Origin of the sequence: Enterobacter sp. TCD1-1, from assembly GCF_020567405.1 — a bacterium.
GTDB lineage: Bacteria > Pseudomonadota > Gammaproteobacteria > Enterobacterales > Enterobacteriaceae > Enterobacter > Enterobacter quasiroggenkampii.
Map to the genome: position 1 here is coordinate 2,657,537 of NZ_JAJCXF010000001.1, position 15,958 is coordinate 2,673,494.

General features: G+C 57.7%; 14 protein-coding genes. 3 read left to right on the top strand and 11 right to left on the bottom strand.

Going from position 1 to position 15,958, the window contains the following annotated elements; translation table 11 throughout:
• Position 1: 1 nt before the first annotated feature.
• The gene (gene qseE / locus LJA86_RS12650) at positions 2 to 1,429 is read right to left on the bottom strand and encodes a two component system sensor histidine kinase QseE/GlrK (protein WP_229226240.1); all 1,428 of its coding nucleotides are present in this window, start codon (positions 1,427 to 1,429) and stop codon (positions 2 to 4) included.
• A 531-nt stretch (positions 1,430 to 1,960) separates the two neighbouring features.
• Positions 1,961 to 5,848 (bottom strand): phosphoribosylformylglycinamidine synthase, encoded by a 3,888-nt coding sequence (gene purL, locus LJA86_RS12655; protein WP_045908540.1) that lies wholly within the window; start codon positions 5,846 to 5,848, stop codon positions 1,961 to 1,963.
• Positions 5,849 to 6,115: 267 nt separating this feature from the next.
• On the opposite strand from purL, the gene mltF reads away from it, so the two are divergent.
• Entirely contained in the window at positions 6,116 to 7,666 is a 1,551-nt protein-coding gene (gene mltF / locus LJA86_RS12660; RefSeq protein WP_048029578.1) for a membrane-bound lytic murein transglycosylase MltF, read from the top strand.
• Here the strand turns inward: mltF and tadA are convergent.
• The 4 genes from tadA to murQ are packed head-to-tail and all read right to left on the bottom strand — an operon-like array spanning position 7,554 to position 11,023.
• Positions 7,554 to 8,093 (bottom strand): tRNA adenosine(34) deaminase TadA, encoded by a 540-nt coding sequence (gene tadA, locus LJA86_RS12665; RefSeq protein ID WP_045908538.1) that lies wholly within the window; start codon positions 8,091 to 8,093, stop codon positions 7,554 to 7,556. The genes mltF and tadA overlap by 113 nt on opposite strands.
• A 24-nt stretch (positions 8,094 to 8,117) precedes the next feature.
• The gene (gene yfhb, locus LJA86_RS12670) at positions 8,118 to 8,753 is read right to left on the bottom strand and encodes a phosphatidylglycerophosphatase C (protein WP_045908537.1); all 636 of its coding nucleotides are present in this window, start codon (positions 8,751 to 8,753) and stop codon (positions 8,118 to 8,120) included.
• A gap of 3 nt (positions 8,754 to 8,756) precedes the next feature.
• The gene (locus LJA86_RS12675) at positions 8,757 to 10,118 is read right to left on the bottom strand and encodes a PTS transporter subunit EIIC (protein ID WP_045908536.1); all 1,362 of its coding nucleotides are present in this window, start codon (positions 10,116 to 10,118) and stop codon (positions 8,757 to 8,759) included.
• 11 nt (positions 10,119 to 10,129) lie between these two features.
• The gene (gene murQ, locus LJA86_RS12680; RefSeq protein WP_045908535.1) at positions 10,130 to 11,023 is read right to left on the bottom strand and encodes an N-acetylmuramic acid 6-phosphate etherase; all 894 of its coding nucleotides are present in this window, start codon (positions 11,021 to 11,023) and stop codon (positions 10,130 to 10,132) included.
• Positions 11,024 to 11,140: 117 nt separating this feature from the next.
• Between murQ and LJA86_RS12685 the strand changes: the two genes are divergently transcribed.
• Entirely contained in the window at positions 11,141 to 11,989 is an 849-nt protein-coding gene (locus LJA86_RS12685; RefSeq protein ID WP_045908534.1) for a MurR/RpiR family transcriptional regulator, read from the top strand.
• Positions 11,990 to 12,035: 46 nt separating this feature from the next.
• Entirely contained in the window at positions 12,036 to 12,296 is a 261-nt protein-coding gene (locus LJA86_RS12690) for a YfhL family 4Fe-4S dicluster ferredoxin (protein ID WP_008502177.1), read from the top strand.
• Here the strand turns inward: LJA86_RS12690 and acpS are convergent.
• Genes acpS through rnc form a run of 5 tightly spaced genes read right to left on the bottom strand, consistent with a single transcriptional unit; the run spans position 12,293 to position 15,745 of the window.
• Complete coding sequence (gene acpS, locus LJA86_RS12695; RefSeq protein ID WP_008502178.1) at positions 12,293 to 12,673, bottom strand: holo-ACP synthase; 381 nt, start codon at positions 12,671 to 12,673, stop codon at positions 12,293 to 12,295. The two genes, LJA86_RS12690 and acpS, sit on opposite strands and share 4 nt — an antisense overlap.
• A complete protein-coding gene (gene pdxJ / locus LJA86_RS12700) occupies positions 12,673 to 13,404 on the bottom strand; it encodes a pyridoxine 5'-phosphate synthase (RefSeq protein WP_045908533.1) in 732 nt (243 codons plus the stop codon). Before pdxJ ends, acpS begins: the two co-directional genes overlap by 1 nt.
• 33 nt (positions 13,405 to 13,437) lie before the next feature.
• Entirely contained in the window at positions 13,438 to 14,145 is a 708-nt protein-coding gene (gene recO, locus LJA86_RS12705; RefSeq protein ID WP_023333058.1) for a DNA repair protein RecO, read from the bottom strand.
• Between the two features lie 17 nt (positions 14,146 to 14,162).
• Positions 14,163 to 15,068 carry a GTPase Era gene (era, locus tag LJA86_RS12710; RefSeq protein ID WP_008502181.1) on the bottom strand — a complete coding sequence of 302 codons (906 nt, stop codon included), beginning with the start codon at positions 15,066 to 15,068 and terminating at the stop codon, positions 14,163 to 14,165.
• Positions 15,065 to 15,745, bottom strand: coding sequence for a ribonuclease III (gene rnc / locus LJA86_RS12715; protein WP_003860711.1), 681 nt, complete (start codon positions 15,743 to 15,745; stop codon positions 15,065 to 15,067). The genes era and rnc overlap by 4 nt, the downstream gene beginning before the upstream one ends.
• Positions 15,746 to 15,958 lie beyond the last annotated feature (213 nt).

Sequence of the window (15,958 nt, forward strand, 5' to 3'; positions counted from 1 at the left end):
TTTATTGATTTTTCCGGCTCAGGGGCAGTTCAATACGGAAGCAAACATCCGAACGTTCGTCCGTGGCAATGTTTAGCTCACCCTGCATGCGTCGTATGCAGTCCCGGGCGATGCTTAAGCCCAGACCACTGCCTTTCACCGCACCTTTCCGCTGATGACTCCCCTGGAAAAAGGGCTCGAAGATCATGGTTTTTTCGTCATCGGGGATCGGGGTGCCGGTGTTAGCGACGTCTATAAACACCCGGGAACCCTTCATATAGCTTCGGATATAAATGTTACCGGATTCAGTACCATAGTGCACCGCATTGGAATAAAGATTATCCAGCACGCTCATTAGCAGCATGGGTTCAGCGAGACAGGTCGGCGCATTCAGCTCTACACCGGTATTCATCATTTTAGCTCTTGCTGGCAAGCTATGGGCGGAGATCACCATATCCACCAGCGGTTCAATGTCGACGTTTTCCAGTACAACCGCCCCGTCAGCCAGCTTGCGGTTGTAATCCAGCAGTTGCTCAATCAGCTTCTGCAGATTGCGGCTGCTGTTATCCAGGATCTCGACAATTTCTTTCTGTTCGGGCGTAAGCGGCCCAGCCACTTCGTCCGCCAGCAGTTCCGTCCCTTCGCGCATGCTGGCGAGCGGCGTTTTAAGCTCATGGGAGATATGGCGCAGGAACTGATGACGCTGTGATTCAAGCCACGCCAGGCGCTCGGACAGCCAGATAATACGCTGACCCACCGATCGCAGTTCCCGGGGACCTTTAAAAGCGACTGTATCACCCAGCGATTTTCCCTCCCCCAGGCGGTTGATCATCCGCTGGATCCCCTTCACCGGGCCGATGATCATGCGGGTAAAGAGCAGAACCAGCCCGAGGCTCACGAGGAACAGCACCAGCGCCTGCCAGCCGAAGAACTGGCCGCGCTCGGCAATCTCCTGCTGAAGCTGCTGGCCGCGCGAGAAAATCACCGTGCGGGTTGACTGCACCATCTCGGTGTTGGCGTTGGCGAAGGCTTCCAGGCGCGCGGCGGCGGCGGCATCGGGTCCACTATTTTGGCACTGCAGCTGTGCGAGATCGTTCAGATCCTGACGTAACGCCTGATACAGCTTGTCGTCAGGCAATACGCCGGCGTGGGCGTCCAGCATTTCGCTGTAGCGCTTGCGCTGACTCTGGTACACCTTTTCCAGCGTGCGATCGTCAAGCACGCAGTACTGACGATAGCTGCGCTCCATCTCCAGGGCGGCGTTGGTCATGGCCTCACTGCGCCGGGCGTCAATAAGCGTCGTGCGGTTGGTTAATGCCGCCTGCGCGCTCAGCGCGTTCAGGCTTTGCCACGCCTGCCAGGCAAGGATCAGCAACGGCAGCAGGATCAGCAGAAAGGCCATCATGACGAGCTGTCGCAGGGAGCGGGGAAAAACGGGCCAGCGTTTCAACGCATTACTCTCTTAATGGGGTTTACGCAGAGCGTAACTGAGTCTGCCCTTCAGATACAACAAAGCCGGGTAAAAACCCGGCTTTGTCATGGAATGAGGCGGTGCCTAACTCGACGTTTCGCCCTGGCCTGATAAAGCATCGCTATGATCAGTAGTTGGACGGCAGGCACCTTTTTGTGCGTCATTCGAAGTTTATGTAGCACGTCCCGAAGGGGCTGACATAAGAAGGTGAATGAGCCACTGGTTAATATTATGCAACACCCGTGCCAGAATGCAAAACAAAAAATTAACACCTTGAAATATATAGTTTTTACTCGCTTAACCCGTTCGTTATCGGTTGAATGATTTTCAGGCTAAGTGTCGCTGTTCAGCAACACCTTAACGGGAACCTTTCCTGCCACATATAAATCAATAAGTTAAATGTCTCCTTTTGGAGACACTCAAACCAAAGGGTTGTCGCGATTTTGCGACAGAGACAAAAAAGCCCGGTGGCGCTCGCGCTCACCGGGCCTACAGTCAGGACGCTGAAACTTAACCCAGCTGCTTACGCGCGTTGCGGAAGATACGCATCCACGGGCTGTCCTCGCCCCAGTTTTCCGGGTGCCAGGAATTGCTCACGGTACGGAACACACGTTCAGGATGCGGCATCATGATGGTTGCACGACCGCTTTCGCTGGTTACCGCAGTAATACCGTTCACCGAACCGTTCGGGTTGGCCGGGTAGGTTTCGGTGACCTTGCCGAAGTTATCGACAAAGCGCAGCGCTACCAGACCTTTGCTCTCCAGCTGAGCCAGATGCGCGGCATCACGCACTTCGACCTGACCTTCGCCATGGGACACCGCGATTGGCATCTGCGACCCGACCATTCCCTGCAGCAGCAGAGACGGGCTCTGGGTCACTTCCACCAGGCTGAAGCGCGCTTCGAAGCGGTCAGACTGGTTACGCACAAAGCGCGGCCAGGCTTCGCTGCCCGGGATCAGCTCGCGCAGGTTAGACATCATCTGGCAGCCATTACACACGCCCAGCGCCAGGGTCTGCGGACGATGGAAGAAGGTTTCGAACTCGTCGCGCACGCGGCTGTTGAAGAGGATAGATTTCGCCCAGCCCTCGCCCGCACCCAGCACGTCACCGTAGGAGAAACCACCGCACGCCACCAGCGCCTGGAAATCTTCCAGACCGGTACGTCCGGCCAGCAGGTCGCTCATGTGAACGTCGATAGCGTCAAAGCCCGCGCGGTGGAAGGCGGCAGCCATCTCAACGTGGGAGTTAACGCCCTGCTCGCGCAGCACGGCCACTTTCGGACGCGCACCAGTCGCAATGTACGGCGCGGCGATGTCTTCGTTGATGTCGAAGGAGAGCTTCACGTTCAGGCCTGGATCCTGGTCATTGGCCTTCGCGTTGTGCTCCTGATCGGCACATTCCGGGTTATCACGCAGGCGCTGCATCTGCCAGGTGGTTTCCGCCCACCACATGCGCAGCGTGGTGCGGCTTTCGCTGAACACGGCGTGACCGTCAGCTTCAATGACGAAGCGATCGCCCTTAACGGCTTTACCCAGATAGTGCACGCAGTCAGCCAGACCGTGCTGCGCCAGAATCGCTTCAACCGCGTCGCGATCTGCCGCACGCACCTGAATCACGGCGCCCAGCTCTTCGTTAAACAGCGCCGCCAGACGATCTTCACCCAGCGTAGCGATGTTGGCTTCAACCCCGCAGTGGCCGGTGAAGGCCATCTCTGCCAGGGTCACCAGCAGGCCGCCGTCGGAACGGTCGTGGTAGGCCAGCAGCTTACGCTGCGCCACCAGCGCCTGGATGGCGTCGTAGAAGCCTTTTAGCTGCGCCACGTCGCGCACGTCGGCTGGCTTATCGCCAAGCTGACGGTAAACCTGCGCCAGCGCGGTGGCGCCCAGCGCGTTGTGGCCTTTACCCAGGTCAATCAGCAGCAGGGCGTTATCTTCGGTCGCCAGCTGCGGCGTAACGGTGTGACGCACGTCTTCCACGCGGGCAAACGCGGTGATCACCAGCGACAGCGGGGAGGTCATCTCGCGCTGCTCGTTACCTTCCTGCCAGCGGGTTTTCATCGACATGGAGTCTTTGCCCACCGGAATGGTCAGGCCGAGGGCAGGACACAGCTCCTCACCCACCGCCTTCACGGCTTCATACAGGCCCGCATCTTCGCCTGGGTGACCGGCAGCGGCCATCCAGTTTGCGGAGAGCTTGATACGTTTGATATCGCCAATCTGCGTCGCGGCGATGTTGGTCAGCGCTTCACCGACCGCCAGACGGGCAGAGGCCGCGAAGTCCAGCAGCGCGACCGGGGTGCGTTCACCCAGCGCCATCGCTTCGCCGTAGTAGCTGTCGAGGCTCGCGGTGGTCACGGCGCAGTTCGCCACCGGGATCTGCCACGGGCCAACCATCTGATCGCGGGATACCATACCGGTCACGGTACGGTCGCCGATGGTCACCAGGAAGGTTTTCTCAGCAACAGCTGGCAGGTGCAGCACGCGATTAACGGCTTCAGCCACGGTAATGCCCTGGCGATCCAGCGCTTTGCCCGCCGCTTTACGGGTCTGCACGTCGCGGGTCATCTTCGGCGTTTTACCGAGCAGGACGTCGAGCGGCAGATCGATCGGCTGGTTGTCGAAATGGGTGTCGCTCAGAGTCAGGTGCTGCTCTTCGGTCGCTTCACCGATGACGGCATACGGCGCGCGCTCGCGGCGGCACAGCTCGTCAAACAGCGGCAGCTGATCCGCCGCAACGGCCAGCACGTAGCGCTCCTGGGATTCGTTACACCAGATTTCCAGTGGGCTCATGCCCGGCTCATCGCTCAGGATATCGCGCAGGTTGAAACGACCACCGCGGCCGCCGTCGCTCACCAGCTCCGGCATGGCATTAGACAGACCGCCCGCGCCCACGTCGTGGATGAAGAGGATCGGGTTAGCGTCGCCCAGCTGCCAGCAGCGGTCGATCACTTCCTGGCAGCGACGCTCCATCTCAGGGTTGTCACGCTGCACGGACGCGAAGTCGAGATCCGCATCAGACTGGCCGGAGGCCATCGAAGAGGCCGCACCACCGCCCAGACCGATGTTCATCGCCGGGCCGCCGAGCACGATCAGCTTCGCGCCGACGACGATCTCGCCTTTCTGCACGTGATCGGCACGGATGTTGCCGATCCCGCCCGCCAGCATGATCGGTTTGTGGTAGCCGCGCAGCTCTTCGCCGTTGTGACTGTCCACTTTCTCTTCATAGGTACGGAAGTAACCGTTCAGCGCCGGACGACCAAATTCGTTGTTAAACGCCGCGCCGCCCAGCGGGCCTTCGGTCATGATATCCAGCGCGGTCACAATGCGCTCTGGCTTGCCGAAATCTTCTTCCCACGGCTGTTCAAAGCCCGGGATACGCAGGTTGGAGACGGAGAAACCGACCAGACCGGCTTTGGGTTTTGCACCACGACCGGTCGCCCCTTCGTCACGGATTTCACCGCCGGAGCCGGTCGCCGCACCCGGCCACGGGGAGATCGCGGTCGGGTGGTTGTGGGTTTCAACCTTCATCAGGATATGCGCGGGCTCCTGATGGAAGTCATAGCGCCCTGCTTCGCGATCGGCGAAGAAGCGGCCCACCTCGGAACCTTCCATCACCGCGGCGTTGTCTTTATAGGCAGACAGCACGTGGTCAGGGGTTTGCTCCATGGTGTTTTTGATCATTTTGAACAGCGACTTTGGCTGCTGTTCGCCGTCAATAATCCAGTCGGCATTGAAAATCTTGTGACGGCAGTGCTCAGAGTTCGCCTGCGCGAACATATAGAGTTCGATGTCGTTCGGGTTACGGTTGAGCTTAACGAACGCATCCTGCAGGTAGTCGATTTCGTCTTCTGCCAGCGCCAGGCCGAGACGCAGGTTGGCGTCAATCAGTGCCTGACGGCCCTGCCCCAGCAGGTCCACGCTCTGTACCGGCGCAGGCTGATGGTGGGAGAAAAGCTTCTGCGCGTCATCAAGAGAGGCAAATACGCTCTCCATCATGCGGTCGTGCAGTTCAGCCGCAACCGCCTGCCACTGCGCGTCGCTCAGGGTAGAGGCTTCCACGTAGTACGCCACGCCGCGCTCCAGACGGTTAATCTGGCTCAGGCCACAGTTGTGGGCGATGTCGGTGGCTTTGGAAGACCAGGGGGAGATGGTGCCCGGACGCGGCGTCGCAAGGATCAGTTTGCCGGTTGGCGTATGGCTGCTGAGGCTTGGGCCATACTTGAGCAGGCGTTCCAGCTGTACGCGCTCCTCTGCATTCAGGGGGGCATTCAGGTCAGCAAAATGGACATACTCAGCGTAAATATTGCTTACCGGAAGGTCGGCCGCCTGAAAACGTGCCAGCAGTTTGGTAATACGGAAGGCAGACAGTGCAGGCGAACCACGCAGAATTTCCATCATAAGTCTCTCGTCTTCGAAGCGCCGGGGCGCTTACAGTGTGCGCAAGGGGGGAAAACGGGCGTCATTATAGAGAATCCTGAGCGCCGACGAAACCGTTTGCGTCGAAATAAAATTGACGAAGAGATTTAACAATAGATGTGACCTGTCTCTCTAATTGGTTGCCAAGTGGCGCAAGTTTACGCAAAATGCCGCTCATTCAATGGCAAACCTTATTGTTAACATGGCTACAGCAGACTGAGGCAACCGGCGTCGCAGAGAATTAACTAATTGAAAAAATTAAAGATTAATTATCTGCTCATCGGCATTGTAACGTTGCTGCTGGCAGTGGCCCTCTGGCCTTCCCTCCCCTGGATCGGCAAAGCCGAAAACCGTATCGCCGCCATTCAGGAGCGGGGGGAATTGCGCGTCAGTACCCTTAACTCTCCGCTGATTTACAGCGACATCAACGGCAAAATCATTGGTCTGGATTATGAACTGGCACAACAGTTCGCCGATTATCTTGGCGTGAAGCTAAAAATCACCGTCCGCCAGAATATCAACCAGCTGTTTGATGACCTCGATAACGACGATGCCGATATGCTTGCCGCCGGGCTGGTGTATAACAGCGAGCGCAGCAAAAACTACCAGCCAGGCCCGACCTACTACTCCGTTTCGCAGCAGCTGGTTTATCGCGTCGGGAGCCTGCGCCCGCGCTCGCTGGCCTCGATTAACGATCGGCAGCTGACGATTGCCCCCGGTCACGTGGTGATTGACGATCTGCGTGAGCTCAAGGAGAAGAAATATCCGGACCTGAGCTGGACAGTGGATGCGAAACTCGGCACGACGGAGCTGCTGGAGCAGGTAAAAGATCAGAAAGTCCCCTACACCATCGCCGATTCGGTCGCGATCAGCCTGTTCCAGCGGGTGCATCCTGAAATCGCCGTGGCGCTGGACGTCACCGACGAGCAGCCTGTGACCTGGTTTACTCAGCTCGATGACGATCAGACCCTCTCTGCCGCGATGCTCGATTTCTTCAACACCATGAATGAAGACGGTACGCTGGCGCGCCTGGAGGAGAAGTACCTCGGGCATGGTGATGACTTTGATTACGTTGACACCCGCAGCTTCCTGCGTGCGGTAGACAGCGTCCTGCCGGACCTGCAGCCGCTGTTCGAAAAATACGCTCAGGAAATTGACTGGAAACTGCTGGCGGCTATTTCGTATCAGGAATCCCACTGGGATACCCAGGCAACGTCTCCGACTGGCGTACGTGGTTTGATGATGTTAACCAAAAATACCGCGCTGAGCCTGGGCGTCAATGACCGTACCGATGCGGAACAGAGCATCAGCGGCGGTGCGCGCTACCTGCAGGATATGATGGCCAAAGTCCCGGAAACGGTGCCGGAAGAGGAGCGGATCTGGTTCGCGCTGGCGGCCTACAATATGGGCTATGCGCATATGCTGGATGCGCGAGCGCTGACGGCCAAAACGAAAGGCAACCCGGACAGCTGGTCAGACGTAAAGCAGCGGCTGCCGCTGCTGAGCCAGAAGCCATGGTATAACAAGCTGACGTACGGCTACGCGCGCGGGCATGAAGCCTACGCCTACGTGGAAAATATCCGTAAATATCAGATTAGCCTGGTCGGGTATCTGCTGGAGAAAGAAAAAGAGGCGACAGAGGCCAAACAGCTGGCCCAAAGCTACCCTGTCGTGGCGCCGGACGAGCTTAATCGGCCGACGGCTTCAATTCTGCCTTTTGCTGCTTTTTCTGCTGACGGCGCATTCGAAAGAAATCGCTTAATAGCCCCGAACACTCTGGTGCAAGCACCCCGCCGATAGTCTTCACCTGGTGGTTCATCCCCGGGTGACCCAGCACGTCCATCAGTGAACCGGCCGCGCCGGTTTTTTCATCCCGCGCACCGAAGACTAAAGTCCCGATCCGGCTGTGCACCATCGCCCCGGAACACATCACGCATGGCTCAAGCGTCACATACAGCGTGGTATCAAGCAGGCGATAGTTTTGCAGCACCAGACCGCCCTGACGAAGCGCCATGATTTCGGCGTGCGCGGTAGGATCGTGGCGGCCAATGGGGCGGTTCCATCCTTCACCAATCACCTGGTTATTGTGGACCAGCACGGCGCCCACGGGCACTTCGCCCTCGTCCCAGGCACGCTGAGCCAGCGTCAGCGCATGGCGCATCCAGTATTCATGGTCGAGTTCAGGGTTGGACAACGGTTGATACTCCAGTCGAAAAGCGGGCGGCATTATACACGCCGATTATGGATAAGACTATTCGAGTTGCTGGAGTTCACCTGATGGCGTAACGCGCCAGCGATGCTGGCAAAAATAGAGCAGCGGGTTGTCCTGTTTACTGTCGCTGTAGCCGCTGTACAGGCGCAGCGGCGTACCGATGCGTTTCTCCAGCTGGACCACTTTTTCATGCCCCAGGCAGCGCATCGTCAGTACCCAACCGCCGTAGCCGCGGGCAATTTGCGTGGCGATAAGATTCACGCGCGGTAGCCAGGGGGTATCAAAATAGACTTGCTCCACCAGCGTCTGCGGGGAGCCGGTAATCAGCCAGATGTCGGCATCGTTCGCGTCGAGATAGCCGGTAAGGCGCGCCTGCACCACCGGAAAGGCGGCAACGTGGCCGCGAAACCAGTGCGCAAAATCCTGCTCCAGCTGCTTAAGCCGCGCTTCGCTGTGCCCAAACGTACATCCCCACAGCAGCAGGCTCATCGGCCATCGCGCCGCACGGCCTTTCACCAGCAGCGCGATACCGATCGCCGGTAAGAGCGGTAGCACGAGCAGCGCATTCAGAGGTAGACGCCGCAGCAGGTAACGCATAAACGTACCAAACATATCCTGCTGATGCAGCGTGCCATCCAGGTCGAAAAAGACAACGCGACGCGCGTGATTTGCCAAACCTTACTCCTCTGGGTCGTTGAATCCTAATAGCCAGGTAAACAGGAACCCGGCGATCACCGCTACTAAATAGCCTAACAGATAGAGCATCACTTTTCCGGTCACGATGGTTAATGCCAGCGGTAAACCCGAAATGCCAAAGGTAATAACGGTTGCGACCTTCCAGTAGCTGATCAGCGCCCCGCCTACTGCGCCGCCCAGACAGGCCGCGAGGAACGGTTTACCCAGCGGCAGCGTGACGCCAAAAATCAGCGGCTCGCCAATACCGAGCAGGCCGACCGGGAGTGCGCCTTTAATCACCTTTTTCAGACGCGCGTTGCGGGTTTTCATCAGTACCGCAATTGCCGCGCCGACCTGCCCTACCCCCGCCATCGACAGGATAGGCAGCAGCGCATTATAGCCATGCGCCTGCACCAGCTCGACGTGGATCGGCACCAGACCCTGATGCAGCCCGGTCAGCACCAGCGGCAGGAAAGTACCCGACAGCACCGCGCCCACTAACAGGCCGCCGCGGTCAATCGCCAGCGACGCACCGTGGGCGATGGCTTCAGAGATCCACCCGCCTAACGGCTGGAGGGCGACAATCGCTACGCTACCGGTAATCAGCGTAGTCAGCAGCGGGTTGAGAATCAGCTCAATCGAGCCTGGCAGAACCGCGCGCAGCCGTTTCTCGATCCAGCACATCAGGATGACCACCAGCAGCACCGCGATCACCCCGCCGCGGCCCGGCTGAAGCGCCTCACCAAACAGCGTGATCTGCGCCAGCTGCGGGCTGGACAAGATGCCCGCCATCACCCCGCCCATCGCCAGCGATCCGCCAAACACCTTCGCGGTATTGACCCCGACCAGAATGTTCATGATGGCGAACACCGCGCTGCCGAAGATCCCAAGAATCCCCAGTAGGTTCGGATACTGCGTGGCGAAATCCCCCACAATATCCGGTCGCTTGAGGATATTGATGATCCCGGTGATCAGGCCCGAAGCAATAAACGCCGGGATCAGCGGAATAAAGACGTTTGCGAGCTGTCGCAGCGCGTCGCTCATCGGGGCTTTATATTTGGCCTTCACCTGCGCTTTGGTGCGCTCAGCATCGTCAATCGACACGCTCGCGCTAACGCCCATCAGCGCCCGCATGGCATCGACAACCTGCGCCGCTTTCCCCGGGCCGACAATCAGCTGATGCTGCTGACCCTGTTTCACGTAGCCGCTGACCCCGGACAGTTGCTTCAGACGTGGCACGTCAAGCTGGTCGTCGTTATGCACCTCGACGCGTACGCGCGTCATGCAGTTTTCGAGACGCTGAATATTTTTTTCCCCACCGATCCCCTGCAGGATACCGCTGGCGAGCGCTGCTGTTTTGTCCATACACGCCTCTGTTAGTTTTCTAATGCCGCCCGTAAGAAGCCGTTATGCGCATCGAGTTTGGCTCTCGCGCTCGCCGCATCCAGCCCGCTTAAGATCATCAGAATGGCAGGCTTAACATCGTGATCGGTCTGTTTGAGCACCGCTTCCGCCTCTTCACGCCCTGCGCCGGTCGCCTCCATCACCATGCGGCAGGCTCTGTCCACCAGCTTGACGTTGGTGGCCTGCATATCCACCATCAGGTTCTGATACACCTTGCCGAACTTCACCATCGCGCCGGTGGAGATCATATTGAGCACCAGCTTTTGCGCGGTCCCGGATTTCAGGCGCGTGGAGCCGGTGAGCGCTTCCGGCCCAACCACCGGAGAGATAGCGATAGCGGCCACCTGTGCAATCGGTGAGCCAGGGTTACAGGAGATGGCGACCGTCGTGCAGCCGGTCTGGTTAGCGTATTCCAGCCCGCCAATCACGTACGGCGTGCGCCCGGATGCCGCCAGCCCGACCACCAGATCCTTCGCCGTCAGATTCAGCGCCTTCAGGTCATCCTCGCCCAGCTGTTTGTTATCTTCCGCCCCTTCAACGGCTTTCAGCAGCGCACCGGGTCCACCGGCAATCAGCCCAACCACCAGACCATGCGGCACTCCAAAGGTGGGCGGACATTCTGACGCGTCCAGGACCCCAAGACGCCCGCTGGTCCCCGCCCCCATGTAAATAATACGTCCACCTGCCTTGAGGGCTTCCGCCGCCGCATCTACCGCTTTCGCCACCTCAGGTAATGTCTCTTTCACTGCCTGCGCGACCAGCGTATCCTGTTGATTAAAGCGGTTAACCAGCTCCAGGGTGGAGAGCGCATCCAGATCCATGGTTTGCGGGTTACGCGTTTCAGAAACAAGTGAGCCAAGATTCATTTTTGTACCTCAAGAATTTTTAATTCATAATAATCACACTATAATGGAATATAAAATTCATTCAGGCGAGCAAAATCCGTATTTGCGCAGATAATCACATTTTCGCCAGGAGACCGTATGAACTGTTTAATTCGCATTCGCCAGCGCTACGCAGGCTTTGCCCAAAGCGACAAGAAGCTGGCGGATTTTCTGCTTTCTCAACCCGATCACGCGCGCCATCTCAGCTCGCAGCAGCTGGCGAGTGAAGCCGGGGTGAGCCAGTCCAGCGTGGTGAAATTTGCGCAGAAGATTGGCTTTAAGGGATTCCCCGCCCTCAAGCTGGCGATCAGTGAAGCGCTGGTCAGTAACCCCAATCCGCAGTCCATGCCGGTGCATAATCAGATCCGCGGAGACGATCCGATGCGGCTGGTCGGCGAAAAGCTGATCAAAGAGAACGTGGCGGCCATGCATGCGACGCTCGATGTGAATACGGAAGAGAAGCTGCTGGAGAGCGTGGCGATGTTGCGCGGCGCGCGGCGAATCATTCTGACCGGCATCGGCGCGTCCGGACTTGTGGCGCGTAACTTTGGCTGGAAGCTGACAAAAATTGGCCTTAACGCCATCGTCGAGCAGGATATGCACGCCCTGCTGGCGACCGTACAGGCGATGGATCCTGACGATCTGCTGCTGGCGATCTCCTATTCCGGCGAGCGCCGCGAGATCAACATGGCCACCGATGAAGTCCTGCGCGTCGGCGGTAAAATTCTGGCGATCACCGGTTTTACGCCGAATGCCCTGCAGCAGCGAGCCACGCGCTGTTTATATACCATTGCCGAGGAGCAGGCCACGCGCAGTGCGGCTATCTCGTCCACCAGCGCACAAATGATGCTGACGGACCTGCTGTTTATGGCGCTGGTGCAGCAGGATCTGGAGCGTGCGCCCGAGCGCATTCGCCACAGCGAAGAACTGGTAAAGAAACTGGTTTGACGCGTATAATGCCCGCCCAGTTTGTGTTGTTTCTGAGAATTTCCTGATGGCGCTGTTAATTACCAAAAAATGCATTAATTGCGATATGTGCGAGCCCGAATGCCCGAACCAGGCCATTTCGATGGGCGACAGCATTTATGAGATTAACAGCGACCGCTGCACCGAATGCATCGGCCACTATGAAACGCCGACCTGTCAGAAAGTGTGCCCGATCCCCAATACCATCCTGAAGGATCCGGCACACGTCGAGAGCGAAGAGCAGCTGTGGGATAAGTTTGTCCTGATGCACCACGCGGACAAACTTTAACTTTCGATGATCACCGTTGCGCTGGCATAGTGGCGCTCATCGGCGATCGTCACGTGCACGTGATTCACGCCCAGCTTCTCGGCCAGCTTTTGCGCCTCGCCCCATAAGCGCAGGCTGGGCTTACCCAGCTCATCGTTAAACACTTCAAACTGGTTGAACGCCAGACCGTTACGAATACCTGTTCCGAAGGCTTTGGCGGCCGCCTCTTTTACCGCAAAGCGCTTCGCCAGGAAACGCACCGGCTGCTGATGCGCTTCCCAGATGGCCCATTCGTTATCGCTCAGCACGCGTCTTGCGAGGCGATCGCCGCTGCGGGCGATCACCGCTTCAATGCGAGCTATTTCAACGATATCGGTGCCTAAGCCCAAAATGGCCATTACTGACGCGCTTCCTGCATCAGGCGTTTCATTTCTGAGACCGCCTCTTTCAGGCCGCTCATCACCGCACGGCCAATAATCGCGTGACCGATGTTCAGCTCGTGCATTTCCGGGATGGCGGCAATGGGCTTCACGTTATGGTAGGTCAGGCCGTGACCGGCATTGACCTTCAGACCCAGGCTCGCCGCGTAGGTAGCCGCTTTGGCAATACGCTCCAGCTCTTTCGCCTGCTCTTCATCATTTTTGGCATCGGCATAGCAGCCGGTGTGAATTTCGATATACGGCGCGCCCACGTCGGCTGCCGCTTTAATCTGGGTGAAATCGGCGTCAATAAACAGCGAAACCAGGATACCGGCATCCGCCAGGCGCTTGCAGGCATCGCGCATTTTGTCGAGCTGACCGGCCACATCCAGACCGCCTTCGGTCGTCACTTCCTGGCGTTTTTCCGGCACCAGGCAGCAGAAGTGCGGCTGAGTCTCACAGGCAATCGCCAGCATCTCTTCGGTGACCGCCATCTCCAGATTCATACGGGTATCCAGCGTCTGGCGCAGAATGCGCACGTCGCGGTCGGTGATGTGGCGACGGTCTTCACGCAGATGAACGGTAATGCCGTCGGCGCCAGCCTGTTCAGCGATAAACGCCGCCTGAACCGGATCGGGATACGCCGTGCCGCGCGCATTACGCAGCGTGGCGATGTGATCGATGTTGACGCCTAACAGTAATTCAGCCATGACAATCCTCGGTTTTCTTTTCGATTCTGTAGTCTAACGTTTCGGCACAAACTGCCTGAATAATTCGCGGCTCTTTAAGGGCTTGCCGCCAAGATACGGCTTGAGGGCAATCCGGGTAAAGCGTTTTGCTGCGCGCAGGGTATCCTGATCGGGAAACTCGCGCTCATACAGCGCCCGGAGCTGGCGCCCGGTAAAGGTGCTGTTGTCGATCACGATGCTGGCAATAAAACCCTTTTCTTCGCGGTAGCGGTAGGTCATGGTGTCTTCCACTTCGTCACCGCTGCCCGCACAGTGCAGAAAATCGACCCCGTACCCAAGATGGCCCAGCAGCGCCAGTTCAAAACGCCGCAGCGCAGGCTCGGGCGTGCCGGTTGCGCCAGCCAGCGCCTGGATACAGTGCAGATAATCAAAGAAAAGTTCAGAGAAGCGCGTCTCATGTTCAAGAACGCGTGAGATGAGTTCATTGACATACAGGCCGCTGTAGAGCGTGATGCCCGAGAGAGGAAGCGCCAGGGAGACGGCTTCGGCGCTGCGCAGGGTTTTAACTTCCCCTCGCCCACCAAAACGTACCAGCAGCGGCGTGAAAGGCTGTAAGGCGCCTTTCAGGTTAGAACGTTTGGAACGTGCGCCTTTCGCAACAAGGCGCACGCGGCCCGACTCTTCCGTGAAGACGTCCAGCATCAGGCTGGTTTCGCTCCAGGGACGACTATGCAGGACGAAAGCACGCTGCCATCCATCCATATGCTCGTCGTCTTGAGTTACTGGTCTTCGCCGTAACCGAGGCTGCGCAGAGCACGCTCATCATCGGCCCAGCCAGATTTCACTTTCACCCACAGTTCGAGGTGAACCGGCGCTTCGAACATCTCCTGCATGTCCTTACGGGCTTCGATACCGATGGTTTTGATCTTGGCGCCTTTGTTGCCGATCACCATCTTCTTCTGCCCTTCACGCTCAACGAGGATCAGGCCGTTGATGTCGTAGCCGCCACGCTCGTTGCTCTGGAAACGCTCGATCTCCACCGTCACAGAGTACGGCAGTTCAGCACCCAGGAAACGCATCAGCTTTTCACGGATGATTTCAGACGCCATAAAGCGCTGAGAACGATCGGTGATGTACTCTTCCGGGAAGTGGTGAATCGCTTCCGGGAGGTGCTTACGCACGATGCCCGCGATGGTGTCCACGTTCAGCCCCGTCTCCGCAGACAGCGGGACGATATCAAGGAAGTTCATCTGGCTACCGAGCCACTGCAGATGCGGCAGCAGATCGGCCTTTTCCTGCACGTTGTCAACTTTGTTGACGGCGAGGATGACCGGCGTTTTACCGTCGCGCAGCTTGTTCAGCACCATCTCGTCGTCCGGCGTCCAGCGGGTGCCTTCCACAACGAAAATCACCAGCTCCACGTCGCCAATCGAGCTGCTCGCCGCCTTGTTCATCAGACGGTTGATGGCACGCTTCTCTTCCATGTGCAGGCCCGGGGTATCGACGTAAATCGCCTGATACGCGCCTTCAGTATGGATCCCGACGATGCGGTGACGCGTGGTCTGCGCCTTACGCGAGGTGATAGAAATCTTCTGCCCAAGCAGATTATTCAGCAGAGTAGATTTGCCAACGTTCGGACGTCCGACGATGGCAATAAATCCGCAATAGGTCTTTTCTTCGCTCATTCCAGCTCCAGCATTTTTAACGCCTGTTCGGCGGCAGCCTGTTCAGCCTTACGACGGCTTGAACCTGTGCCCACCACCGGTTCACTCAGGCCACTGACCTGGCAATGGATGGTAAATTCCTGATCGTGCGCTTCGCCACGAACCTGCACCACCAGATAAGATGGCAGCGGCAGATGACGACCCTGCAAATATTCCTGCAGGCGCGTTTTCGGATCTTTTTGTTTATCGCCCGGGCTAATTTCGTCCAGACGGGTCTGATACCAGTTCAGGATCAGCTTTTCGACGGTCTGGATATCGCTGTCCAGGAACACACCACCAATTAATGCTTCGACCGTATCGGCAAGAATAGATTCACGACGGAAGCCGCCGCTTTTCAGTTCACCCGGCCCAAGACGCAGACATTCGCCCAGTTCAAATTCGCGCGCGATTTCCGCAAGGGTATTACCCCGAACCAGCGTGGCACGCATGCGGCTCATATCCCCTTCATCCACACGCGGGAAACGATGATAAAGCGCATTCGCAATCACGAAACTTAAAATAGAGTCGCCTAAAAACTCGAGACGCTCATTATGTTTGCTGCTGGCACTGCGGTGGGTTAATGCCTGTTGCAACAACTCCTGATGATGAAAAGTGTAGCCCAGCTTCCGTTGAAGCCGATTAATTACGATGGGGTTCATGCGATACCAATAAATGAATGCGTCAAAAATGCAGCACACGAAACCGACCTGAGAAAACCAACGCGGTTTCGTGTGCCGTGGCACCCTTGCAGGGCCAACCTTAAACTTCGGGGGAATATTCTATACACAACGACAGGGGATGTCGTTAGTTCGAAGAGATTTATCGGTGAAATAATTCGTGTAGCCGCTTTAATTAGCGGCTACACGTTCATT

Bases quoted from the DNA above. Each gene is read 5' to 3' on its own strand.
- pdxJ (WP_045908533.1), bottom strand. From the start codon at position 13,404: ATGGCTGAATTACTGTTAGGCGTCAACATCGATCACATCGCCACGCTG.
- era (WP_008502181.1), bottom strand. From the start codon at position 15,068: ATGAGCGAAGAAAAGACCTATTGCGGATTTATTGCCATCGTCGGACGT.
- murQ (WP_045908535.1), bottom strand. From the start codon at position 11,023: ATGAATCTTGGCTCACTTGTTTCTGAAACGCGTAACCCGCAAACCATG.
- rnc (WP_003860711.1), bottom strand. From the start codon at position 15,745: ATGAACCCCATCGTAATTAATCGGCTTCAACGGAAGCTGGGCTACACT.
- LJA86_RS12690 (WP_008502177.1), top strand. From the start codon at position 12,036: ATGGCGCTGTTAATTACCAAAAAATGCATTAATTGCGATATGTGCGAG.
- LJA86_RS12685 (WP_045908534.1), top strand. From the start codon at position 11,141: ATGAACTGTTTAATTCGCATTCGCCAGCGCTACGCAGGCTTTGCCCAA.
- recO (WP_023333058.1), bottom strand. From the start codon at position 14,145: ATGGATGGATGGCAGCGTGCTTTCGTCCTGCATAGTCGTCCCTGGAGC.
- purL (WP_045908540.1), bottom strand. From the start codon at position 5,848: ATGATGGAAATTCTGCGTGGTTCGCCTGCACTGTCTGCCTTCCGTATT.
- tadA (WP_045908538.1), bottom strand. From the start codon at position 8,093: ATGCCGCCCGCTTTTCGACTGGAGTATCAACCGTTGTCCAACCCTGAA.
- acpS (WP_008502178.1), bottom strand. From the start codon at position 12,673: ATGGCCATTTTGGGCTTAGGCACCGATATCGTTGAAATAGCTCGCATT.
- LJA86_RS12675 (WP_045908536.1), bottom strand. From the start codon at position 10,118: ATGGACAAAACAGCAGCGCTCGCCAGCGGTATCCTGCAGGGGATCGGT.